This is a genomic window from Phocaeicola massiliensis B84634 = Timone 84634 = DSM 17679 = JCM 13223, assembly GCF_000382445.1.
Taxonomy (GTDB): Bacteria; Bacteroidota; Bacteroidia; order Bacteroidales; family Bacteroidaceae; genus Phocaeicola; species Phocaeicola massiliensis.
Map to the genome: position 1 here is coordinate 2,158,907 of NZ_KB905472.1, position 23,153 is coordinate 2,182,059.

The following is a 23,153-nucleotide window of genomic DNA, read 5'->3' on the forward strand; positions in this document are numbered from 1 at the left end:
GCCTATCTTTGCGCTGAGAAATACATTTAAAGATGAGAAAAACAATTAATTGTTTTATTCCATACGAAGAAAACACAGCAATAGACAAAGTTGTTACAGCATTGAAAGACAGCATTGTTGTAAACAAAATCTATTTATTGACAACCGCTCATGGCTCAATGCCATCCGTTCCTGCAGGATGTGAACCATTCACCATTGACTCCTTGAACAGCAGTGATACGATAAAGAAGATTGCTCAGAAAGCAGACACCCCTTTCACTTTATTATATACCAAAGCATCCCCGTTTGAATTAGGCTACATGGCTTTGGAACGCATAGCCGACTTCCTGCAAGACCGGAAGACCGGCATGGTCTATGCCGACCATTACGAGTGGAAAGAGGGAGAAAAGAAAAAGCATCCCGCCATTGATTACCAACCGGGAAGTGTACGCGATGACTTTGACTTCGGGGCTCTGCTGGCATTCAGAAGCGAATACCTGATCGGGGCAGCCGGAATGATGGAGAACGAGCGCGAAGACTATCGGTACGCCGGACTTTATGCCACTCGCTTGTTCATTGCCGAAACAGGCCGAATTGTCCACATCAATGAATACCTATACACTGAAATAGAAGAAGACAACCGCTTGTCGGGCGAAAAGCAGTTCGATTACGTCAACCCACGCAACCGCGAAGTACAGATTGAAATGGAACAGGCCTTCACCGGATACCTGAAAAGAACAGGTGTCTATTTGCCGTCTAATTTCAAAAAGGTAAACTTCCGAACAGAAACATTTACCTATGAAGCTTCCGTCATCATCCCCGTAAGAAACAGAGTCCGCACCATCGACGACGCCATCCGTTCCGCCCTCGAACAGCAAACGGACTTTCCTTTCAATATCATCATCGTTGACAATCACTCCACAGACGGCACATCCGAAGTGATTGCCCGTTATAAAGACCATCCGCAAGTCATACACCTGCAACCCGAACGCACCGATTTGGGCATAGGCGGCTGCTGGAACCTCGCAGTCCATCATCCCTTATGCGGCCGCTTCGCCATACAACTGGACAGCGACGACCTCTATAGCAGTCCGCAGACGTTGCAAACCATCGTAAACACTTTCTATAAAGAACAATGCGCCATGGTGATAGGCACGTACCGAATGACGGATTTCCACCTGAACACCATTGCTCCGGGCATCATAGACCACAAAGAATGGACACCGGACAACGGGCACAACAATGCCCTGCGCATCAACGGGCTGGGTGCTCCCCGCGCCTTCTTCACTCCCCTTTTAAGAGAAATCGGAGTGCCCAACGTCAGCTACGGAGAAGACTATGCATTGGGCCTCGCCTTCTCGCGCACCTATAAGATAGGACGGATTTACGATGAACTATACCTTTGCCGGCGTTGGGAGGGCAACTCGGATGCCGCACTCGGCATTGAGCAAGTCAACACCAACAATCATTACAAAGACAGCCTCCGCACACACGAAATCAATCTCCGCCGGTGCTATAACGAACAGCGCAGCCAAAACGACGGAAATAAAAGCAAAGCACAAAACAAGCATTTTATAGAAAAACAATTTGCCGAATGGCAGACGGCAAGCGACAACCTTGCCGCTTTAAGAAAAGCGCTTGTCAAGCAAGAAGTGATTTGCGGCATCCCGTTTACTGTGCAGCACAACCCGGCACGCATGGTTTCCACCGGAGCCAAAACCGACAAAGAAAGCATTCTCTCCCGTCCCTGTTTTCTTTGCAGAAAAAATCAACCCGAAGACCAGCGCGTCTGTCCCATCGGAGACGGATACAATCTGTGTGTCAATCCTTATCCGATACTCCCCTATCATATCACCATCCCATCTGCCGAACACCGGGAACAGATCCTGCCTGCTGATTTTTGCAACACCGTCAGCACTCTCCTCAATGAATTGCCCGACGAATACGCCTTATTCTACAACGGAGCACTTTGCGGAGCCTCTGCCCCCGACCATCTGCATTTTCAGGGAGTTCCGACGGAGCACGTTCCACTGATTGCTTTCTATCGCCGGACGGACAGCGGAAAAGAAAGGCTCGCATCAATCAGCCATTCATCCGTCCTGCACTACATCGACAGTTACGTCTGCCCCCTGTTCAGCATCGAACAGTGCCGTGACGGAAAAACAGACGAGTCCTTGTTCACCAATATAATGAAAGAATTGCCGTGCAGCAATAACGAACCGGAACCGAAAGTAAACATACTGGCATGGCAAGAAGATGAAAAACAAATCATCCTTATCATTCCGCGCTGTAAGCACCGTCCCGAATGTTACAGTGCCGAAGCCGGCAAACAAATGCTTGTCAGTCCGGGTACCCTTGATATGGCAGGCATCATTGTCACACCGCGCAAAGAAGATTTTGAAAAGATATCAACCGAAGACATCCGACAAATTCTGCAAGAAGTCGGACTGCCACGCGAAGATGCACAGGAAATAATTAAGAAGTACCGAAAAAGAGACAGACTATGATGAAAGAGCCCGAAATAAATGTAGGAATAGTAAATGCACAAGAAATCCATTTTTCGTTGAACGGCCGTTTTTTTGCCAAAGGAGAAACCGTATGTGGCGAACAAAGCGTCTCTTTCAGTGAAGGAGGCATTTTGTGGAACGGCAATCTGTATCGTGAGCTGACATTCACCCCACAAGACGAACGCACTTCCTTCTCCCTCTATGATGTGACCATCGGCATCAATTTTCATTGGGAGCGTCAGGAAACCCAAAGCTTTATGGGAACGCTGAAACTGGTGGTGGATGAAGGCAAAATAACAGCCATCAACATCCTTCCGGTAGAAGACTATCTGATAAGTGTCATCTCCTCGGAAATGAACGCCACCTCTTCACTGGAGTTTTTGAAAGCACATGCAGTCGTTTCGCGAAGCTGGCTTTTTGCCCAAATGGAAAAGCGTAAGGCTCTATGCAACAAGAATGAAGGATTCTTCTCCTTTGTGAAGACCGAAAACGAATACATCCGCTGGTATGACCGCGAAGACCACACCATCTTCGACGTGTGTGCCGACGACCACTGCCAGCGTTATCAGGGAATCACCAAAGCATCGAACGCAACAGTCGCCGAAGCTGTCCGCGCCACACGCGGCCAACTGCTCATGTACGGTCAAGGCATTTGCGATGCCCGTTTCTCCAAATGTTGCGGAGGAGTAACCGAAGAATTCGGTTACTGTTGGGAAGATAAGGACTATCCCTATCTGTCCGCCATACGAGATGACGGAAAAGAAGCCTCGCAACCACTCCCCGACCTGACTCAGGAAGCGGAAGCCGAACGCTGGATACGCACCTCTCCCCCGGCGTTCTGCAACACCGACGACAAGAAAATCATTTCACAGATACTGAACAACTACGACCGCGAAACGACAGACTTCTATCGTTGGAAAGTGCGTTACACACAAGAGGAACTGGCAGAGCTCATCCGACTGAACACCAAAACCGATTACGGAAGCATCCTCGATTTAATTCCTGTCCGGCGAGGAAAGTCGGGACGTATCTGCAAACTAAAAATCGTAGGCACCCTGAAGACCCTCATTATCGGAAAGGAACTGGAAATTCGTCGCACCCTCTCCTCTTCCCATCTGTTCAGTTCGGCTTTTGTCATCGACAAAGGAGAACTGAAAGACGGTGTGCCGGAATGGTTCCTGCTGACAGGCGCCGGCTGGGGTCACGGAGTAGGCTTATGCCAAATCGGTGCCGCTGTCATGGGTGAGCAAGGCTATACATACGACAAGATTCTGCTACACTACTATAAAGGAGCAGACATCCGCCGTTTCTATTAATCCAATCTTACAGGTAATCATGAAAAAGACATCACCGTGGGCATGGATTCCCACCCTCTACTTTGCGCAAGGATTGCCATACGTGGCAGTGACCATCATCTCGCTTGTCATGTATAAAAGGCTGGGCATCAGCAATACCGAGCTGGCCTTCTATACCGGCTGGCTCAACCTGCCCTGGGTCATCAAACCACTGTGGAGTCCGTTCATCGACCTCATCAAGACCAAACGCCGGTGGATTGTCACCATGCAGATGCTCATCGGTGCAGGACTGGCAGGTATTGCCTTTACCATCCCCACAGAATATTTCTTTCAACTGACGCTCGCCCTGTTCTGGCTGCTCGCCTTCAGTTCTGCCACACACGACATTGCTGCCGACGGATTTTACATGCTGGCGCTCGATTCTCACGAGCAAGCACTGTTTGTAGGTATCCGCAGCACCTTCTACCGTATTGCCACCATTGCCGGACAAGGGCTGCTCATCATGCTGGCAGGCAGGCTGGAAACGGTGACAGGCAACATTCCATACGCGTGGTCCATCACCTTCTTTGTGCTTGCCGGCATCTTTCTTGCCGTGTGGCTTTACCATCGTTTCATCCTCCCCCATCCGGCTGCCGACCATCCGGCAAAAGAAGTATCCGCTTCCGGGTTGATGAAAGAATTCTTTACCACCTTTACCACCTTCTTCCAAAAAAAACACGCCACCGTTGCCATTGCATTCATGCTGCTATACCGACTTCCCGAAGCCCAATTAGCCAAAATGGGAATCCCCTTCTTTCTCGACCCGATAGAAAAAGGAGGCTTGGGACTTACTACCGAAGAAGTAGGATTCGTGCAAGGAACAGTCGGTATCATAGGACTTACGTTAGGAGGCATTTTGGGAGGCATTGCCGTAGCCCGGGGAGGTCTTAAACGCTGGCTTTGGCCCATGGTATGGGCTATCTCGTTACCTGATTTTGTTTATGTATACCTCAGCTATGCACAACCGGATTCCTTGTTGTTTGTCAACATTTGCATCTTCATCGAACAGTTCGGATACGGTTTCGGATTCACAGCCTACATGCTCTACCTCATTTACTTTGCCGACGGCGAGCACAAGACGGCACACTATGCCATCTGTACCGCTTTTATGGCACTTGGCATGATGATTCCGGGAATGGCTGCCGGATGGCTGCAAGAGCACTTGGGATACAACCACTTTTTTATTTGGATTATGATATGTTGCATCGCCACATTCGGAGTCACGGCTTTGCTGAAGATTCATCCCGAATTTGGAAAGAAAACCTTAAAAAGTTAATGTTAAATTCAACAATACAAGCCATTGCATTGTTTCCTTTTCAGACGATAACATATAAAACAGAAGATATATGAAAAAAATTATTTTATTGGTATCAGTTGTATTGTTTGGCTGCGTAGGATACGCACAAGCACAAACATCTGAAAAAAAGCTGAGTCGTCAAGAACGAAAGGAAGCTAAAAGAGCCATGGAGCAGGCATTGTTTGAAGAAGCCAAACAAGCCATAGAAAACAAAAGCTTTACCCTGGAAGCGGATCAGGTTATCTTTAAACGGGGCAGAACTGCATTTGTCTCTTCAAACACAAATTTTGTGACAGTCAATGGTAATAAAGGCTCCGTACAGGTAGCTTTCAATATACCTGTAAGCGGTCCCAATGGCTTGGGTGGAGTAACTGTAGACGGCAATGTGTCCGGCTACAAAGTGACCACAGACAAAAAAGGCAACATCCGTCTGGCAATGAATATCACAGGTGTAGGTATTTCTGCCCAAGTCAATATTTCACTGGCCAATGGCGGCAACAATGCAACAGTGGATATTCTTCCTAATTTTCATTCCAACAGACTTACCTTATCAGGCACTCTGTTGCCATTGGATAAATCAAGCGTATTCAAAGGAAGGTCTTATTGACAGATTTTTCCTAAATTCAGCCTCAACCGAGTTTTTCATTTCTACTGTCACTGCTGCCACCATAGGATGCTTATCACATACAACATCCTATCAATAAACGACTTATCCAAGTGGTGGCAGTAGCAGTTCTTTCACCGTTATCAAATAATTCTAAGAAAATTTGGAAATGCCCCAAATAAGTCCTATACTTGCTTATCATTTTAATACTACAATAAGTATCTACAAATGAAAAAACACACTTATACAACTATACACTATGAAACACCTGTTAACCCTGTGCATAGGATTTTTCATGTTGCTCTCTTGCAACAATAAACCCTCTCAATCTGCCGCAATAGCAACAGACGAACCGGAAGTGAACGAAGATACGCTCTTCAGAGTAATCGATTTGGCAAACAACCTGAAGCCATGCAGTGACTCCTTACTTCTGAGTGATATTGTGGAGGATGTGGAATATGTAAAACTGGAGACGGCAGACAATGGTCTGGTTGGAGCAATGAATAGAGGCTATGTGTCCGACAGTGCCATCTTTTATAGCAGTTCTGGCAATACGACACCTCCTCCTCATATTTTTATGTTCGACCGTTTTACGGGTAAGTTTATCCGTACAATCGGTAAATCAGGGCAAGGACCCGGAGAAATGCATTGGCCCATTGGTGTTGTAGCTAGAGACAGCTTAGTCTATATATCTTCTACTTATCGGAATGAGCTTTTCGTTCATAAAATCAAAGACGGAAAGTTTGTGAAATGTATTCCCTTGAACAAACCACATACCGCTGCAAGGGATTATTACATTGGCGACAATAGAGTAATCCACTTTCCTTTTTATAGTAATTGGGATGGTAAATATTTAATGTGTGATATGACCATTCAGGATTTTGATGGAAATATCATCCAAGAGCAAACACCGGATGTGGACTATACCGGATTTGACCACAGAAACAAACCGAATGCAAATTGGGCTGTAGCATGGACCTATAAGAATCATCCCAATGTCTATTCTTTTTTCACGGACACCATCTATGCAGCCATCAATGACACCATCCGTCCCAGATATTTCTTATCTTTAGGAAAATACAAACGTCCGCTTCAACTAAAGGTCAGCGTCGAATGGAAACATTATATTATATTCTATAGCTTTTGGGAAACAAAGAACTATCTGTTGGGCAGTTTCGGCTTGGAACAAGAGGCATGGTTTTTCAGATACGACAAAAAAAGCAAAGAGATAAAAACATGGAAGCAGGATGCTGAAATAGTAAATATTGCCATTCCAACTGATGCTTATGACTGGTGTATTGTGTCTGCTGCCGGCATCACCAACGACATTGACGGTTGTTCCAACCACCTCCGTGCAATGGATTTCATCAGTGAAAACCAGTTTGCAATCTGTATCACCCAAGACAATATGGATGAAATCAGAAAGATAGTATCCGAATCCACGAACGTGAAATTCCCCGAAAAGCGTCAGCAACTCTTGGAACTGATTGACTCAATGGGACCGGATGATAATCCGATTCTAGCTATTTATAAACTGAAAGATTAACATAAAGACGGACAGCATTTTATCGATTATTCAATGGTTACCAATGCCATGCTATTGTCACATGCCACCACCCGGTACACATTCCCCTTGGCGGTATGCACCCGCTCGCCCAACTGGGGCAGGATGCGGCTCAGGCTGTAGGCGGTCATGCCCCTCATGACCGAAGGGTGGGCAGACTTCATCCGCTCGAATAATTGGGTGGCGGAAAGGGTCAGCACCTCCTGCGGATGGTCCTCTTGGGTGGCAAAGCGGAAACAGAGGCGGAACACCTCCTCTTCGGGTATGTGTTTGTAGAACAGGGCGTTGTGCTGCTGGATAGCCTGCTCTTCTTCCTTGTTGAACCAGCTTCGTTCGCCGGACAGGAGTTCCGCTTTGAGCTGGGCATACAACTGCTCATGCTCTACGGGCGTGGTGCAGTCTATGGCGTGTTCCAGACTGACACAGAGGAAGCGGCGTGAGCCGGTGCGGTCTACCAGCAGGTCCTCCCGGTTGCTGGTGCCAATGAACGAGGCGATGCGGGGCAGTGCCGACGCACTGCGTTTGTAGGCCTTGCGGATGTTCAGTGCGGAGGCTTGCATCAGGTTCTTCAGCAGAGGCATTTTGGATGCGCTGAGTTTGTCGAATTCATCCAGATTAATCAGGCCGTAGGCAGCTAACTTGGCTTCGGCGGATGCCGGAGAGCTGAGGTCGTAACTTTCTGTATAGTAGGCTTTCAGTGCATCGGGCATCAGCAGGCGGCAGAACGTACTTTTCCCCAGTCCTTGTCGGCTGCTCACCAGCAGGGGAGCTACGCTGTTGGCGCGGTTGATACTGCTGGTATTGTTAGCACTGTTGGCATTGTTGGCGCGGTTGGCGCAGTTGGTATCCGGTCGGAACTGCATCCATTGGGCGGAGAGCCCCAGCATCCAGCGGTGGAAACCGTTTACCCATACCGGGTTGTCGGACACCCGGCGGGCGAGTGCGGATACCCGGTCGGTGCCGTCCCATTCGGGGAGCTGCTCAAAGTAAGCGGTAAAGGGATGGTATTCGCTGATGCGGCGCGAGCGCACAAAGCGTTGGATGTCTCTGTCCCAGCAGTCTATGCCTGTTTCAATGGCCTCCATGCTGAGCGTGTTCATCCACCGTTCGTCCACCTTGGTGTAGCGCAGATGGGTGTCGGGGATGTTGTTTGCCACCTCGGTTTCCTCGGTAAGTACATTGAAGCGGAAGCGGTAGCGGGAGGTGAGGAAAGCGGTCACTTCCTGCATCAGGGAACATGATTTCGCTTTCTTCACTTCCTCTTTCGAGGATACCGGCGCGGCTTCTTTTCGATTGCCTTCCGAAGAGATCACTCCGATTTTCTTTTCAATATCTTTCGAGAATTCTAATCCTGCTTCTTTTCGAGCACTTCCCGATGGTGCGGATTCCTCCTCCGTTTTTTCAATTAAGACTGCCGGGCATCCGGGAGCTTCGTTCCTGCTTTCCGACAAATTGCCCTTGCCGTTTTCAGCCGGAAGAACCTGTGATTCGACTACTTCCTTCACTCCGTCTTCATCGGACACAATATAATGGTAAGTGCCCGCCAGCGCATTCCCATCGGTGCGCGGAGTCCAGTCCACCACCAACGCCACCCGGCCCTCGCGGATATCCACAGCCAGGTGCACACCGGGAATGGTCCGACAAAGCGGCATCAGTCCGTTGAGGGCGGATACGAGGTCACGGCGCGGTGTTCCGTCGGAGGGAACAGGGGTTGACAGGAATTTGCTTCCGAAGAAGACTGTTTTGAGAGTGGCGAATACATTCATAAGGCACTTTTTTAGGTTTGACGAACTACAAATATACAACATGAAAAAGCGTTTGTCAAGAGGGGAAGACAAATAAATCAAACCCCGGTACAGGATATGACAGAGCCTGACACAATGACATATATACGTGTGGGCTTATACGTATATATGTGTAGCCCGATGCGTATATACGTGTAGGCTGATGCCACCGTATGTGTAGCCCGATGCGTACGTACACACTTTATAATTGAATTCAAAATGTGGATAATGCTGTCGTTTCGTGCGTAGGGGCGAGGTTTGCTCGCCCGAAAACAGTTTGCTTTGTGTCTTCGGGCAGGCGAACCCTGCCCCTACAGCTGACGATGGGATAGGCCGGTTTCGTTTTGATACACTCTCCTGTTGCAAAAAGACTTTGGTGTTTTTTAAAAAGACTTTGGTGTTTTTTAAAAAGACTTTGGTGTTTTCTGAAAAGATCGGGAGGTTTTCCAAAAAGACCTTGGTGTTTTTTATGTAAGGGAAGATGGAACCACCCTCACCAAGTCGGTCATTTCTCCTTTTCCGTTCATCCTTACATTTTACCCGAAACATACGGATAATCAGTATATTAAGAATGACAGCACATCCCCTTATCCTCCTTTCAGCCGTGCTTCCCGAGTCCTTTCACAAGCAGCCTTCAGTAATTCCCTTGTGTACTTTCTACACCTCTTTTTAGACTACCGTAAATGAAAGCGTTATCGAAACAGTTCAAAAGCCAGAAGAAGTTTTACAAATAAAAGGAGGCTGAAAGGGGGATGACACGATGTTCCTTCACAACCGGAACCCCTATCAGCAGGGAGTTTCAGCAGTAGATGAAAGGAGGAAGGAAGAAACGATGCAATCATTGATAGATGTCAGGATTCGGGACGATGTTCGTAAGCATTCAGCCTCGTGCGTATTTCTCTCCAAGCTATAATAAAGAAGGTGTGCCAAAACTACAATTGACGGTCACGACCTTGGAAATAATACACAAAGTAAGCTGTTTTCGGGCGAGCGACCTCTCCCCTACTAGCAAAATGACAGCATCATCAACGTTTATACACAACCTCATAATCAATTAAAGGTCTAAAAGAATAAATATTTTTTCCATAAAGCCATTTGAATATACAAAAAAATCTTAGCTTTGCAGAACATATATATTAATGAAGAATAACCACATGAAAGTATCATTACAAAGCATCAATAGGAATACTATTCTGTATTTTCTATTTGTGTTCTTGCCAATCTCCACAAAAACAAGTAAATAATCCACAAGAGACAGAAAACGGAATAATCACTTTAACCGCAGATTATCCAATAGAAAAAGATACGCTTACATTAAGCGAAATAGCCGACACTGTTTTTTATGTAAAACTACAACAACAAGGTATCAGCAACAATGCACGTATAGAATATCTTAACAGTCTAATTTTGGTTTATGATTTTTTCAACCTATATACGTTCAATCATTATGGAAAATTATTATACAAAATAGAGGCACGAGGAGGAAGTATGGACTTTTTGCCGGATAAATCGTATTTCTATCTATATACATTTATGGATGAATGCATCAGGAAATATGATTTAAAGGGAAATATACTTCAGACTATCCATTTAAAAGAAAAAGTGGATGGATATAGATATTCTTTCCTTTGTCTTAACGACAGTTTATTTGTCATGAGTCAAAACAATGAAGGAAATAATCCGAACGAATTATTTTTTATCAATGGAAAAGGAAGTATAATTGAGCGTAAGGCGAATATAAATCAATTCCAAGCAAGTGAAAAATCATATTTCAACAACATGGATTGGCGCCGATCCTTATTCAGAGGACAGAATGGATGTTATTACCACCGTGATTATAGTGACACCCTTTGGAAAGTACACGATGATATGACTTTGCAAGCACTGTTAGTAGAAAATAAAATTAAGAAAGTGCCTTTAGAACAGAGAACAGAATATTCGGGAAAACCCATGAGTGATTATATAACGACTACACTAGCCGAAAAGTTGAATGTAGTCCGCTATTATGAAACTTCCCTCTATTATATAGCGGAATATAAAGCCGGAGGGCATTCAAGGGGGCTTTCCAACTATTTGTTCTATGACAAAAAGACAACTAAATTATATCAAGTGACGAATAAATTTGACTATGAAAACAAGCATGCACTTTTCCATTTCGGCATATTCAATGATTATGACGGTGGTCTTGCTTTTGCTCCATCCGCACAATCAGGAGATTACTTAATAATGGTAAACGCCAGCGACCAGCAGGGAGATAGGCATAAGACCCTACCTAAAACACTTTACCAAGAAGGTAGAATAATACCAGAATTAGTCAATAAAAAGCCTGTATCCAGACAAAGACAAATGAGAAGTGATGTATATCATGATGAAAGACATAGGGACCAGCTTAATGAATTCTTTAAAGATTTCAATGAAAAAGAGCATACAATGCTGATGTTTGTCAAACTAAAGAAATAAGTATATATGTCAAAAAAGAAATTATACTGTGTGATTCTCCTCGTTTGTCTACTTTGCTGTGCGTGTGGGAAGAAAGAGGGATACAATGCCCTCAGTTATCAAGTAACAGAAAACGATACTTTGTTTATTTGCGATGCCGAACAATGGGGAAATAGTAGACAAATAAAGTTAAGCAATTGGGTCACAGACTTTAAGTGTATTCAATTGGAAAATTCAGACACTGCGTTAGTGAAAGGATGGAGAGTATATATCACTGACAATTATATTGGCGTATTGGACGAACAGGCTTTCAAATTGTTTAATCATCAAGGAAAATTCCTCTGCAATATTGGACGTACAGGGCAAGGACCAGGAGAATACAAAGTGCTATATGGTGCTACACTCAATGAAAAGTTCGACAAAATTTGCCTTGCACCGTTTTATGGGAAATCACTCTTGGAATATAATTTCAGAGGAGAATTTCTTCAGTCAATAGATGTTTCCGTCATAGTGAAAGGACAGGTACGCTATCAGCCTGATGGTTCATTACTTTTGACCCATTTACAATTTGCTAATTCACCTACTTTTCAATATTTACACGTAGATACGACTGGAATAAAGACTTATATTAACGATGATTCGAAATTAATTTCCAGCATAGATGAAGAAGGTAACTTTATAGGGTTCAACAATGAAATCTGGGCTGGAAACAATACATCGGAATTTACCTATCATATATTTGAAACGGATACTCTTTATCGTTTTAATCCTCAAACCCATAAAACGTATCCTCGTTTTGCACTGAATAATTTCCATGGTCGGTACATCGACCTCACGGAAACCCCCTCCTCTTTCCTCATTTATTTCTATCCAAGCGGAATGGAAGAAGTAAACGGCTGGAAGCCTGAAACCAATACTGTCTTAATAGATAAAGAGGAAACAAGAGCCTATTTTGCGGAAGTAGTCAATGACTTTATGGGAAATTTACCGGTCAATAAATTAGGAATTCCACAAGATGGTTGGTATTGTGAACTGTTTGAACCGCTACAACTGGTAGAACTGATTGAAGAAAAATTGTCCGATGAGAATTGCACTGATAAAGAGCGCAAAGCACTGGAAGAATTACGCTCTTCTTTTGATGAAGAAGGGAACAATATTTTGTTTTTCGGAAGAATACAATAAACACATAGCGAAAAAGTAAATTTGAGCAAAGCGTAGCGAATTGGCTGATACAGCGTTCGTTACGCTTTGTTTTTCTATTGAGCAAAGCCAACGAAAAGCCAACATGAAGCCAAACTGTGCAAGAGTTCAGTTAGCACTTCATTACTCCCGTAACAGGTGCAGATTTCTTGCTAAAAGGTTCTGTTTCTGCATTTTGCGTCGATTTGCATAGTTATCGGTAACTCACTAATAACTAATTTTGTGACCAAAAAAGGAGTGAGTATGCGAAGTACATTCAAGGTCTTATTTTACGTGAAGAAAGGCAGCGAGAAGCCCAACGGCAATCTGCCTCTGATGTGCCGTATCACGGTGGACGGCGAGATTAAACAGTTCAGTTGCAAGATGGACGTTCCCCCACGACTGTGGGACGTGAATACTACCGTGACATAAAGCGACAGACAGAGGAGCTGAAAACGGAAGTGATGGAATTGCAGGAACGGAAAGAAACGGCACGGGAAGAGCTTGAACGGGCGAAAAAAGAGATACAGACCGAACGGCTGAAAGGGGCAGCCACGACCGCAGCCGCCAACATCGCCGAGAGTGTCGGTTCTCTTTTCGGGAGCAACAAGGTCAAGACTCTGGAGAGGGAGAACACCGCCCTGCATAGGGAGGTAGCCACACACGAAGAAACCATCGAAGCACTGCAAACCGAGATACAGACCATACGGGCAGACTACAGCCGTCAAGTGCTGGAAATGCAGCAACGGTACTTGCTGGAAAAGGACGAGATGGTAACAAAACATCAAACGGAAGTCTCAAGGCTTAACGCCTTGTTGATAAAAGCCACAGAATGGTTTCCTTGGTTTCGTGTTATGCTCCGTATTGAGAAATTGTGCCTTGCTGTCGGCTTTACCCATGAACAGACTGCCCATTTAATGACAGGCAAGCCATTGCCATATAACGGAGAACTCTATTCCGATGAGCATAGGCGTAAGTTCAGGACGAATGATGTTACTGCCAAAGTTGGTACAAACAATGGAAAGCTGATACTTGCCATTGACGGACTACATATCGGGGAATGGTTCAAGAAACAATTTGAACGATTACAACAGAATGTCGACTGGAAGCCTATTCAGAAAAAGAATAAAGGCTTCAAGCTATAGTCAATCATGCGCATCACATACATGGAGGACATTTTTTGTCCCCCATGTATATATAGAGTCCAAGACTAACTCATGTTATTCCCAAGAAATTACTCATACGATCAATACACCGTTTCTTTTGATTGAGATTAGGATGAACGTACAGATTAAGTGTCGTTGCTACGTTTGAGTGACCGAGTATGACGCTGACAGTTTTATAATCACACTGGCTTTCAATACATCGGGTCGCAAATGTGTGCCTAAGTCCATGAAAGACCAAGTGGGGAATATCCAATCGTTTTAGCAACCTGCCAAAATAATCACGATAAGAACGAGGCTCTTTAGATTGTGTAGAAGTGCCTACCACGTATGGGGATTGAGATTGTTTCCTTACCATTTTCAACGCTTGGAAAAGTTGTTTGGATATAGGAATCTCACGACAAGAATTCTTGGTTTTGGGGGAAGAGTGAACCCTTTCTGTAGATTTCAACTCACAGTTATATATTCTGCCTACAGTATGTTTCACGATGACTGTCTTTTGTGCAAAATCCACATCTTCCCATTTCAAAGCACAAACCTCACCGATTCTCATTCCGGTACAGAGAGCCAACAGTACACCTATATTTTGTGGAGTGGGCTGTTCCAGCAAGTGACGCATCAATATATGTTGATGATTTAATGACAATGTTGGCGGCAGTTTGTTTTCTGTTTGGGTAGGATATTCGATTTCCCATTCTTCAAAATGGAAAATCCCATGCTTATTCCCATATTTGATAACAGATTTGAGCACTGCCACTATATCCCGGACTGTTTTTCTTGCTAATCCGGAAGTACATTTGTCTATCACAAACTGCTGGACATCCTTCTCTGTTATATTTTCCGCAGCGCCAAATCGTGGCAATAGGTGTGTCTGTAACGTAAGCTGATATGCACATAGGGTGGAATGCTTCACTATCGGACGTTTTGCATCACACCAAATCTCGGAAACTTCGTGAAATGTTTTTTTATTGTTCATATTTTGAGAGAATTAATTGATTTAACTCTCTCAAAATAACACACTTTTACCGATTTCCCTTTGAACGGTTATGGGTTTTACAAAGCATCTCACAATTTTCCATGCTGGTTGACCCTCCCTTGCTCCATGCAGTCACATGGTCGGCATCCATTTCCGAAAGTTTGTAAATACGGGTCTTGTTGGCATTATTCCCCAACGCACAGAGCGGACAATTGGAAATTCCCTGTTTCTCAGCCGCTTCGGTCTGACGCTTGTAAGCAGCCCGCTTGGTTGATTCTTCAAAGATACGGATGTCAAGTAATTTCCTATCCTCTTCTCCACCCAGTACATATTCGTAAATATTTCGGGGACACCGCACGCTTTCATCCGCTTGCAAGGCTTTTACCCGTTCTGTAACATGGACGGTACTATAAGGGGTGGTATGGTACGTTTCATACAGCCGTCCCCATTCCAAGCCGCACATGTCACGCTCTACCATAGTAAAGGTAGCCGATACCCAGTCAATCACAGAACGGAAATAACTTTCCAATTCTCCCGTGGAAGGCTCGTGACGGTGTATGCTCATATAGGCATCAATGCTCATCCCCTTACTGTCGCAAATCCACCGGAGGGCTTCCGCCAGATAATCCTGCCGTTTCACATCTCCCTTGATATAATGACTCCATTTCTGTATTTCCGCATTTTGGGAATTACTGAACACCCGCTTGGCTGCATTTACGAACTCGCCCGAATAGATGGCATTGAGCAATTCCTGCTCCTTGAGCGGAATGCCCACAATATTGATGGTCTTAAACCACTCTTTTATTTCCTTTTCTTCACCCTCGCATTCATATACCAGCAGAGAGGATTGCATAATCTTTTGTTGCTGCTCTTCGGGCAATCCCGAGAAATACTGCACGTTATCCGCTTCATCCTTGATGGCGAATTTACCTGTAACAAACCGACCGATAGAAGTGATGCGTTGCTGCCCGTCAAGTACTTCAAATCGTCCGTTCACAGTCCGATTGAAATAGATTAGTCCGATGGGATAGCCTTTCAGCAGGGATTCTATTACCGCTACATCACGTTTCCCATCGTTGTAGATATAATGGCGTTGATACTCGGGTTGGATAGTGAGCCGCCCGTCCAATCCAAATAGACCTTTACCTTCCAATTCGTTGTAGGTAAACCCTTTACAGATGTCTTCGACAGTCCATTCTGTATGTAATGTTGTCTCCATAATATTGATTCACTTTATAGGATTATTCTTTTGTGTCTTCTTCTTCCGGTGATGAATTGAGCGCAATGCCTGTCTTGGCGTTCAACGGACTGATGACCGCCTTGCCCGTCTTGGCTTCCAACTCCATACGGGCATTGCGGGCAATCTCACCACCGGCTTCCGCCACATCCATGTGTTCCCGAAATGTCTCCGGATTTTTACTTTCAGATATTTCTTTGGTGGAAAGTTCCGCCAACATATTTAGCACCAATTCCTTATTGGTCATATTGTCACGTAAGTTCTCTTTTTTCAGACCTTTGAACTGCTTATATTCCTTGGCGGTCATGTCACTCCAGGTCTGATAAATAATATCGGTCAGCGTAGCAAACTGCACCCCCTCTTGCAATCCGTGCCGCTTCCATTCATCCGTGAGGTCTTTACGAATCTCTATAGATTTGAGACGCTGATTAATCCAATTATCCGAATACCCCAACCGCTTATAGTCCACCAGTGCTTGATTGATAGAGAGTTCGGGGTCTTGCATTTGGTTAAGACGTTCAGTCGCCACTTGTGCCATCCATTGCTTGAACGGTTCTGCTTTAGGCGATGGAATAGACTGAATCAAACGAAGAAGCTGCTGAGTATCTGCGACATCGGTTAAATACATCTTTCCATCAGCCGATTTCATTTTCAGTTGACTACAATTTGTAGTCAACTCACTCCCTTCTTTTTTTAAACGTGTTTTCAAGACACTCCAATACTTACGAGGATTAGGGCTATCGGTTAGGACAGCCACCACATCCACTATGGAAAAGTACCATTTTTCTTCTTTGTCATCCCAAATAGTACGAACTTTCTTGGTTTCAAAAAGCTTGATGGCATTATGCTGAGTCATAATATTATATTTTTGTCTTTATTTTTAAGTTGAAATCTTAGGTTGTAATCGTGGTATAGACCAAGACCCTAATGGAGTATATGGAAGAAGTGCTTATATTCATAATGTTGAAGTGTTTAAAAGATTATTTATTCAATATAGGAAGTTGAAATCTTAGGGATAACAAAGACGTGGTTCGGAAGTGCCTCTAAAATCTATCCCGAGCAAATCCAGGTTGACCGTCATGGAAAAGAATCCAAAGTGACGAAACTCAATGACGGGGCAGTATTGCTTCATTCCGAAGTGCCTCAGAATGAAACTTATTATATGGTTGACAGGAAATATTACACCCAAGTCTATGCACGTGTTCTTATTAAGCATATCAGATTATAATTTGCGAATGAGTAATCGGGCGTACATGGGAATATATTTTTCGCCAACCTTAATAACGCTTCGGGCATTTAAGTCGTTATATTTGGGGCTATCCATATCCGTGTACTTTTTCGTTCGTAAACAAGATGTGTTTTGCCTATCGGTTATCCCTAAGATTTCAAATTGCTCCGGACAATACTTAATCAAAAAGGATATAGGAACTCCCATCACTCCTTCATAATCTGACGGAATGGCATCCGTAAAAGGTACTTCAATGGCATCATAATTATCGTAGCGGTCATAGGCAGCTTTGCCTTTCAGTTCCTTATGTTTGGAAAAGCGGAGGTTGTCTGCCATGCTCATCAGTGGCAATGGCTCATGACGACGACCATGCTCTATGCTGGTAAACCAACATGAATTGCCTAATCGGGTATAATTACCGACATATCCCAATCTTGCAGCTTTAGCCTTGTCTTTCTCATCTACTTTAGCTCCGTCAGGAACGCCAAAAACCATATCATTTCCATTTCCTGTAGCACCTAACCAAACTTTGTTATCTTTTATCAAGGGAAAGACCTCTTTATAAGTGATTGCGTTCATGTTACCTATTACAGCAAACTTCTTCCCAGCTTCCACAATCCAAGCCAAGAACTCACGAAAGAGGGAGAACGGCGGATTGGTGATGATAAAATCCGCTTCATTACGAAGTTCGGTAACTTCTTTGCTTCGGAAATCCCCGTCACCATCCATATACTTCCATTCGAGGTCATCAATATTGATACGTCCGTCCCCGCTTTTGTCTCGTTCCAAGATGAATATCTTACCTTTCACCTGTGCCTTGGACGGGTCGAATTGAGGCGCTTCTTTCTCAAACAAAGAGGGCTGATAAGGTGTTTTGTATTTTTTGCTATCCGGCGCATAACTCGTAGAAATCAGTTTTTTCAAGCCTAACTCATCAAACTTGGCAGCAAAGTATCGGGTAAAGTTGCTCCATTCGGGGTCATCACAAGGAAGCAATACAGTCTTTCCCCTAAACACGTCCGGGTCATATTCAAGATAGGCATTCATTTCAATCTCTATGTCATGAAATTGCGTATAGAACTCATCATTCTTAGCCGCCTTAGCTTCTTTTAGATTAGTATTTGCCATATGTCTATTTTTTTATTTCATTAGGTACAAGAAGTGTACGCACATCCACATTCAGTATTTCCGCTATCCTGTATAGTACGGGTATAGGCGGTTGCACTCTGTTCGTGGCGTATAGATTGACCATATTAAAACCTTTGCCAAGTCGTTTAGCCAATTCAGTTTGACTAATACCCACCTCAATCAATGCTTCTTTTATCCGATGCGACATCTTCTTTAACTTGTCACAAAGGTATATAATTTTATTGGGTAAACCACTGTGCTCTTAAAAGAAAGTATTTCGTTAATGGCTTATCCAAAGCTATTTTGGAAAATTCTATTTGTTTTTTCGCCAGTCGATTTTATAAAACTGCCACCGATAGTTCGTACTTTCGAAAAAAATCCCTATATTTGCACTTGAAAGAGTTATTTGACAGCATAGTAATGCAAAACGCTGAAATTCACACGGTTGCTAACTCGTTACCGCTACTTTTCAAATAGTTCGCTAAAAGTTTATTTCTCAATCGGTTAAGTCTAACCGACAAAAATATAAAATAGAATAATTCCTAGGAAAACGCTCAATAATTGATTCATATCTAATGCATATTGTATCACGTTTTGTTGATTCGGCACTCACTTTCAATTATTATTCATATCTTTGCGTACACTATAACCATTAACCAGTAACCATGATTGTAATAGCAGACAGTGGTTCCACCAAAACCGATTGGTGCATCGGCAACAGCCAAACGGATTACCGGATAGTCCAAACTCCCGGCATCAATCCGTTTTATCTTTCCACCAAAGAAATAAGCCGGCAAATAACAGAAAACCTTTTCCCGCAGTTGACGGAAAAAGACACCGTCACCGAACTTTATTTCTATGGCGCCGGCTGCACGCCCGAAAAGGCATGCATCGTAGCAGATGCCCTCACCGAATGTTTCCCACACGCCCATGTTGCGGTGGAAAGTGACTTGTCGGGAGCCGCCCGCGCCTTGTGCGGACACACGAAAGGCATTGCCTGTATATTGGGAACAGGATCGAATTCCTGCGAGTACGACGGTGAAAAAATTGTTTCCAATGTTTCTCCACTGGGGTACATATTGGGGGACGAAGGAAGCGGAGCCGTGCTGGGTAAACGCCTGGTGGGTGACTGCCTCAAAAAACAGCTTCCCCCCGACTTGTGCGAACTGCTGCTGAAAGAATATGAGTTGACGCCTGCCTTTATCTTGGACAAAGTATATCGGCAGCCGCTTGCCAACCGTTTTCTGGCAAGCCTCACTCCTTTCTTATCCGCACACCGGCAAAGAGCGGAGATTCATGCGTTGCTGCTTTCCTGCTTCACCGATTTCTTCAAAAGAAATGTGATGCTGTACGAATATGCCGGTTGCCCGGTTCATTTTATCGGTTCCATCGCATGGCATTTCCGGGCGGAGGTGAAAGAAGCAGCCGATGCATTGGGCATTCAAGTCGGCAAGATAATAAAGAGTCCGATGGAAGGGTTGATAAATTATCATTTCAGAATATGAGTTTTATTAAAATAACCGAGCAGCCGTCTTTGCACGAAGACCTGGAACAGTTGTCCGTGCGAAGCTTATTGGAAGGTATCAATGAGGAAGACCAAAAAGTAGCCTTGGCCGTGCGCTCCTGTATTCCCCACATAGAAAGACTGGTAACAGGCATCGTGGAACGGATGCAGCAAGGCGGACGGGTATTTTATATCGGAGCCGGAACCAGCGGACGCCTGGGGGTATTGGATGCTTCGGAGATTCCACCGACTTTCGGTATGCCCGATACTTATATAATAGGTATAATAGCCGGAGGCGAAACGGCTCTGCGGCATCCGGTGGAAAATGCGGAAGACGATACGTTGAAGGGATGGGAAGAATTGCAGGCTTTCCACATCAGCGACAAAGATACCGTGATAGGCATTGCCGCTTCGGGAACAACGCCTTATGTCATCGGCGCATTGCAACAGGCACGGAAAAGAGGCATACTGACAGCAGGAATCAGCAGCAATCCTGATTCTCCCCTCTCACACGCAGTGGATATTCCCATCGAAATGATTGTGGGCCCGGAGTTTGTGACCGGCAGTTCGCGCATGAAAAGCGGCACAGGGCAAAAAATGATTCTCAACATGATCAGCACTTCCGTGATGATAAAACTGGGAAGGGTGAAGGGAAACCGAATGGTCAATATGCAACTAAGCAACCAAAAACTGGTAGACCGGGGAATGAGAATGATTATGGAGGAGCTGCAGCTAGACGAAAAAAAGGCTAAACAATTGTTGCAGAAATATGGTTCAGTAAAAAAGGTCTTGGACATTTATAATAAGAAATAAATTGTATAACTAAAAACAATTAAGACATGAAAAGTTGGAAACCGGAAGCCATTATCTTAGCAATAGGTATGCTGATTATGGGGTATTTTATCAAAAACGGACTGGATACTTTCGCCGGTAAAGACCGGGTAGTAACCGTCAAAGGATTGGCTGAAATGGAAGTGCCTGCCAACAAGGTTACTTGGCCTCTGATGTACAAGGAAGTGGGAAATGACTTGCCTGCCTTATATAATAAGATTAATAATACGAATCAGACTATCGTCACTTTCCTCAAACAAAAAGGTATCACGGAGCAGGAAATCAGTATCAATGCTCCCGAACTTATCGACTTGCAGGCCGACCGTTATAATAGTAATCCGATTCAATTCCGTTATAATATTACAACTGTCATCACTGTTACATCCGACAAAGTGGAACTTGTCCGTAATCTGATAAAAGAACAGAGTGAGCTTCTGAAGCAGGGCATCGCCATTACCGGAGGAGATTACCGCTACAATGTGCAGTATGACTTTACAGGGCTCAATGCCGTGAAACCTCAGATGATAGAAGAAGCAACAAAGAACGCCCGCGCCGCCGCCATCAAGTTTGCCAAAGACTCGGACAGTGAACTGGGAAAGATAAAAAGAGCTTATCAAGGACAATTCAGCATCGAAGACCGCGATGCCAATACTCCTTATATCAAACGAATACGCGTGGTGACTACCATTGACTATTCACTGGAAGATTAAAATATCAGATCCCCATCTTATGAAGCATTTTCAATAGTTCATCTTTGTTCAGAGGCTTTGATAAATAACCGTTGAAGCCTCTGGACATTACTTTTCTTCTGTCTTCATCGTATGCAAAAGCCGTTACCGCCACAATGGGGATATCGGAAGACAGTTGGCGAATGGCATCCGTTGCCTGATAACCGTCCACCACGGGCATGCCTATATCCATCAAAATAATATCCGGATTGCATTCCAGGTATTTGGAAACGGCTTCTTCACCATTTGTGGCACGGATCAAATCATAGTGTTTTTCCAGATAAATCTTATAGAGCAGATAATTGTCGTCCATGTCCTCGGCTATCAGAATGGTTCGGCGAACAGCCCCCGCATCGTATTCGGTTTCATTGAATTCAACGGTTTCCGAAACGTCTTCCGTCCGTTGCTGCAAAGGTAAAAAATCAAAAGGTTTCACCGGCAGGGTAAACCAGAAAGTAGAACCTTTGCCGTATTCCGAGAATACCCCTATCTCACCGCCCAGTTTCTTGATAATGGTCCGGCTGATAGACAACCCCAAACCCGTGCCCTGCTTTTTGGCATCCAGTTTCATGAAACGTTCAAAGACTTTATCCACCTTCCCGGCCGGAATGCCGGCTCCCGTGTCCTGCACATAGAAGTAGATATCATCCTCCCGCACCTTATATCCTAAAGTGATGCTGCCTTCTTTGGTATACTTGAATGCATTCGACAGAAAATTGGAAAGTACCTGTGACACCCGGTTCTTTTCGGTATGAATAAAGCAGACCGGCAGACAAGGCTCAAACACAATACGCACCGGACTGTCAGCCTCTTCCAGACGCAGCCGGAAAATTCCTTCCAGTTCACGCATTATCTGATTAACATCCGTATCGGAATAAATAAACTCCAATGTCCCCGCCTCTATCTTTGACATATCCAGAATATCATTAACCAACTGCAACAACATATTCGTATTACCTTTGATTATCTCAACATAAGAATTACGTTCGGATTCGGAAGCATTGGACAACAATCCCGCGAAACCAACTATCGCATTCAGCGGAGTCCGAATTTCATGGCTCATATTAGCCAGGAAAGCTGTCTTCTGTTCACCTGCCACTTCCGCCACCCGCCTGGCCGCCTCCAGTTCTTCCTGTACCTTCTTCAAACGCGTAATATCTCTCACGGTCAGCAACACCTTTTCATCTCTGTTCTGCACCATATATGCCCCCGAAACACTCACCACACAATCCACGTAGTTATCAGTGTCATCCGACAAATAAAGCCTCATCGGAGCTTCCAACCGGGAAAAGCTGTTTTTTTCGCGAAAACACCTTTCGATGGAAGCACGCACCGGACAGGATTTACAATTCTCGTGAGTGCCGCATGCACCGGAATCCAACGCATTTTTGCACCGAAGCAATTCCCCCACCCTGTGAAGGACACAGTCATCCTTTTCACTGTTCAAACTATAATAATTGGTTTTCTCTACCAGAAAATTACGATTGGCCAATACAATGTACGCATCGATATTGCGTAAGATGGCATCCGAAAAATCTTTGTTTAAACCAAGTTCGTTCTTTTGGGCAAGAACTTCCTTATTCAGACTTTTTGTTTTCTTTGTTTCGAGCCACCACTTTATCATAAAAAATAAAGCAACAACCGCTAATAGTATGGATGGTAGCATTTGCT

Annotated in this window: 17 protein-coding genes and 2 pseudogenes; 12 read left to right on the plus strand and 7 right to left on the minus strand. The window is 44.5% G+C overall.

Going from position 1 to position 23,153, the window contains the following annotated elements; genetic code table 11:
• Positions 1-32: 32 nt before the first annotated feature.
• The 5 genes from HMPREF1534_RS09915 (at position 33) to HMPREF1534_RS09895 (ending at position 7,267) form a co-directional block, all read left to right on the plus strand.
• Positions 33-2,486: a DUF4922 domain-containing protein gene (locus HMPREF1534_RS09915; RefSeq protein ID WP_005940051.1), complete on the plus strand. Its 2,454-nt coding sequence runs from the start codon at positions 33-35 to the stop codon at positions 2,484-2,486.
• Complete coding sequence (locus HMPREF1534_RS09910) at positions 2,486-3,802, plus strand: SpoIID/LytB domain-containing protein (RefSeq protein ID WP_026231493.1); 1,317 nt, start codon at positions 2,486-2,488, stop codon at positions 3,800-3,802. The genes HMPREF1534_RS09915 and HMPREF1534_RS09910 overlap by 1 nt, the downstream gene beginning before the upstream one ends.
• A 19-nt stretch (positions 3,803-3,821) precedes the next feature.
• A complete protein-coding gene (locus HMPREF1534_RS09905; RefSeq protein ID WP_005940057.1) occupies positions 3,822-5,096 on the plus strand; it encodes an MFS transporter in 1,275 nt (424 codons plus the stop codon).
• A 70-nt stretch (positions 5,097-5,166) separates the two neighbouring features.
• Positions 5,167-5,724: a DUF4251 domain-containing protein gene (locus HMPREF1534_RS09900; protein WP_005940060.1), complete on the plus strand. Its 558-nt coding sequence runs from the start codon at positions 5,167-5,169 to the stop codon at positions 5,722-5,724.
• Between the two features lie 256 nt (positions 5,725-5,980).
• Positions 5,981-7,267 carry a 6-bladed beta-propeller gene (locus HMPREF1534_RS09895; protein WP_005940063.1) on the plus strand — a complete coding sequence of 429 codons (1,287 nt, stop codon included), beginning with the start codon at positions 5,981-5,983 and terminating at the stop codon, positions 7,265-7,267.
• Positions 7,268-7,293: 26 nt separating this feature from the next.
• Here the strand turns inward: HMPREF1534_RS09895 and HMPREF1534_RS09890 are convergent, their stop codons facing one another.
• A complete protein-coding gene (locus tag HMPREF1534_RS09890) occupies positions 7,294-9,051 on the minus strand; it encodes a VapE domain-containing protein (protein WP_005940066.1) in 1,758 nt (585 codons plus the stop codon).
• 1,224 nt (positions 9,052-10,275) lie between these two features.
• Here HMPREF1534_RS09890 and HMPREF1534_RS09885 point away from each other — a divergent pair.
• The 4 genes and pseudogenes from HMPREF1534_RS09885 to HMPREF1534_RS09870 form a co-directional block, all read left to right on the plus strand.
• On the plus strand, positions 10,276-11,529 hold the full coding sequence (locus HMPREF1534_RS09885) for a hypothetical protein (protein ID WP_005940073.1): 1,254 nt from the start codon (positions 10,276-10,278) through the stop codon (positions 11,527-11,529).
• A gap of 6 nt (positions 11,530-11,535) precedes the next feature.
• Positions 11,536-12,690: a 6-bladed beta-propeller gene (locus HMPREF1534_RS09880; RefSeq protein ID WP_005940076.1), complete on the plus strand. Its 1,155-nt coding sequence runs from the start codon at positions 11,536-11,538 to the stop codon at positions 12,688-12,690.
• A gap of 261 nt (positions 12,691-12,951) precedes the next feature.
• Positions 12,952-13,110 (plus strand): annotated as a pseudogene (locus HMPREF1534_RS09875) (Arm DNA-binding domain-containing protein); the annotation flags it as partial.
• Positions 13,098-13,832, plus strand: a pseudogene (locus HMPREF1534_RS09870) (mobilization protein); the annotation flags it as partial. The pseudogenes HMPREF1534_RS09875 and HMPREF1534_RS09870, both read left to right, overlap by 13 nt.
• 70 nt (positions 13,833-13,902) lie before the next feature.
• On the opposite strand, the gene HMPREF1534_RS09865 reads toward HMPREF1534_RS09870, so the two are convergent.
• From HMPREF1534_RS09865 to HMPREF1534_RS09845, 5 genes are all read right to left on the minus strand, one after another.
• The gene (locus HMPREF1534_RS09865) at positions 13,903-14,826 is read right to left on the minus strand and encodes a tyrosine-type recombinase/integrase (protein WP_005940087.1); all 924 of its coding nucleotides are present in this window, start codon (positions 14,824-14,826) and stop codon (positions 13,903-13,905) included.
• A gap of 46 nt (positions 14,827-14,872) precedes the next feature.
• Positions 14,873-16,045 (minus strand): HNH endonuclease family protein, encoded by a 1,173-nt coding sequence (locus HMPREF1534_RS09860; RefSeq protein ID WP_005940089.1) that lies wholly within the window; start codon positions 16,043-16,045, stop codon positions 14,873-14,875.
• A 22-nt stretch (positions 16,046-16,067) separates the two neighbouring features.
• Positions 16,068-16,919 (minus strand): BRO-N domain-containing protein, encoded by an 852-nt coding sequence (locus tag HMPREF1534_RS09855; protein ID WP_005682029.1) that lies wholly within the window; start codon positions 16,917-16,919, stop codon positions 16,068-16,070.
• Between the two features lie 366 nt (positions 16,920-17,285).
• Entirely contained in the window at positions 17,286-18,419 is a 1,134-nt protein-coding gene (locus HMPREF1534_RS09850; protein WP_005940092.1) for an adenine-specific methyltransferase EcoRI family protein, read from the minus strand.
• 4 nt (positions 18,420-18,423) lie between these two features.
• Positions 18,424-18,627: a helix-turn-helix domain-containing protein gene (locus HMPREF1534_RS09845; RefSeq protein ID WP_005940095.1), complete on the minus strand. Its 204-nt coding sequence runs from the start codon at positions 18,625-18,627 to the stop codon at positions 18,424-18,426.
• Positions 18,628-19,084: 457 nt separating this feature from the next.
• Here HMPREF1534_RS09845 and HMPREF1534_RS09840 point away from each other — a divergent pair, with 457 nt between their 5' ends.
• From HMPREF1534_RS09840 to HMPREF1534_RS09830, 3 genes are read left to right on the plus strand one after another with little or no spacing between them, the layout of a single operon-like run.
• Positions 19,085-19,924, plus strand: coding sequence for a hypothetical protein (locus HMPREF1534_RS09840; RefSeq protein WP_005940098.1), 840 nt, complete (start codon positions 19,085-19,087; stop codon positions 19,922-19,924).
• Positions 19,921-20,736 carry an N-acetylmuramic acid 6-phosphate etherase gene (murQ, locus tag HMPREF1534_RS09835; RefSeq protein WP_005940100.1) on the plus strand — a complete coding sequence of 272 codons (816 nt, stop codon included), beginning with the start codon at positions 19,921-19,923 and terminating at the stop codon, positions 20,734-20,736. Before HMPREF1534_RS09840 ends, murQ begins: the two co-directional genes overlap by 4 nt.
• 26 nt (positions 20,737-20,762) lie before the next feature.
• A complete protein-coding gene (locus HMPREF1534_RS09830; protein ID WP_005940103.1) occupies positions 20,763-21,464 on the plus strand; it encodes an SIMPL domain-containing protein in 702 nt (233 codons plus the stop codon).
• Between the two features lie 4 nt (positions 21,465-21,468).
• Here the strand turns inward: HMPREF1534_RS09830 and HMPREF1534_RS09825 are convergent, their stop codons facing one another.
• The gene (locus HMPREF1534_RS09825; RefSeq protein WP_018452537.1) at positions 21,469-23,106 is read right to left on the minus strand and encodes an ATP-binding response regulator; all 1,638 of its coding nucleotides are present in this window, start codon (positions 23,104-23,106) and stop codon (positions 21,469-21,471) included.
• Positions 23,107-23,153 lie beyond the last annotated feature (47 nt).

Coding starts and splice junctions, on each gene's coding strand:
- HMPREF1534_RS09830 (WP_005940103.1), top strand. CDS start 20,763: ATGAAAAGTTGGAAACCGGAAGCCATTATCTTAGCAATAGGTATGCTG.
- HMPREF1534_RS09860 (WP_005940089.1), bottom strand. CDS start 16,045: ATGGAGACAACATTACATACAGAATGGACTGTCGAAGACATCTGTAAA.
- HMPREF1534_RS09855 (WP_005682029.1), bottom strand. CDS start 16,919: ATGACTCAGCATAATGCCATCAAGCTTTTTGAAACCAAGAAAGTTCGT.
- HMPREF1534_RS09890 (WP_005940066.1), bottom strand. CDS start 9,051: ATGAATGTATTCGCCACTCTCAAAACAGTCTTCTTCGGAAGCAAATTC.
- HMPREF1534_RS09910 (WP_026231493.1), top strand. CDS start 2,486: ATGAAAGAGCCCGAAATAAATGTAGGAATAGTAAATGCACAAGAAATC.
- HMPREF1534_RS09850 (WP_005940092.1), bottom strand. CDS start 18,419: ATGGCAAATACTAATCTAAAAGAAGCTAAGGCGGCTAAGAATGATGAG.
- murQ (WP_005940100.1), top strand. CDS start 19,921: ATGAGTTTTATTAAAATAACCGAGCAGCCGTCTTTGCACGAAGACCTG.
- HMPREF1534_RS09895 (WP_005940063.1), top strand. CDS start 5,981: ATGAAACACCTGTTAACCCTGTGCATAGGATTTTTCATGTTGCTCTCT.
- HMPREF1534_RS09900 (WP_005940060.1), top strand. CDS start 5,167: ATGAAAAAAATTATTTTATTGGTATCAGTTGTATTGTTTGGCTGCGTA.
- HMPREF1534_RS09880 (WP_005940076.1), top strand. CDS start 11,536: ATGTCAAAAAAGAAATTATACTGTGTGATTCTCCTCGTTTGTCTACTT.
- HMPREF1534_RS09825 (WP_018452537.1), bottom strand. CDS start 23,106: ATGATAAAGTGGTGGCTCGAAACAAAGAAAACAAAAAGTCTGAATAAG.
- HMPREF1534_RS09865 (WP_005940087.1), bottom strand. CDS start 14,826: ATGAACAATAAAAAAACATTTCACGAAGTTTCCGAGATTTGGTGTGAT.
- HMPREF1534_RS09915 (WP_005940051.1), top strand. CDS start 33: ATGAGAAAAACAATTAATTGTTTTATTCCATACGAAGAAAACACAGCA.
- HMPREF1534_RS09845 (WP_005940095.1), bottom strand. CDS start 18,627: ATGTCGCATCGGATAAAAGAAGCATTGATTGAGGTGGGTATTAGTCAA.
- HMPREF1534_RS09840 (WP_005940098.1), top strand. CDS start 19,085: ATGATTGTAATAGCAGACAGTGGTTCCACCAAAACCGATTGGTGCATC.
- HMPREF1534_RS09905 (WP_005940057.1), top strand. CDS start 3,822: ATGAAAAAGACATCACCGTGGGCATGGATTCCCACCCTCTACTTTGCG.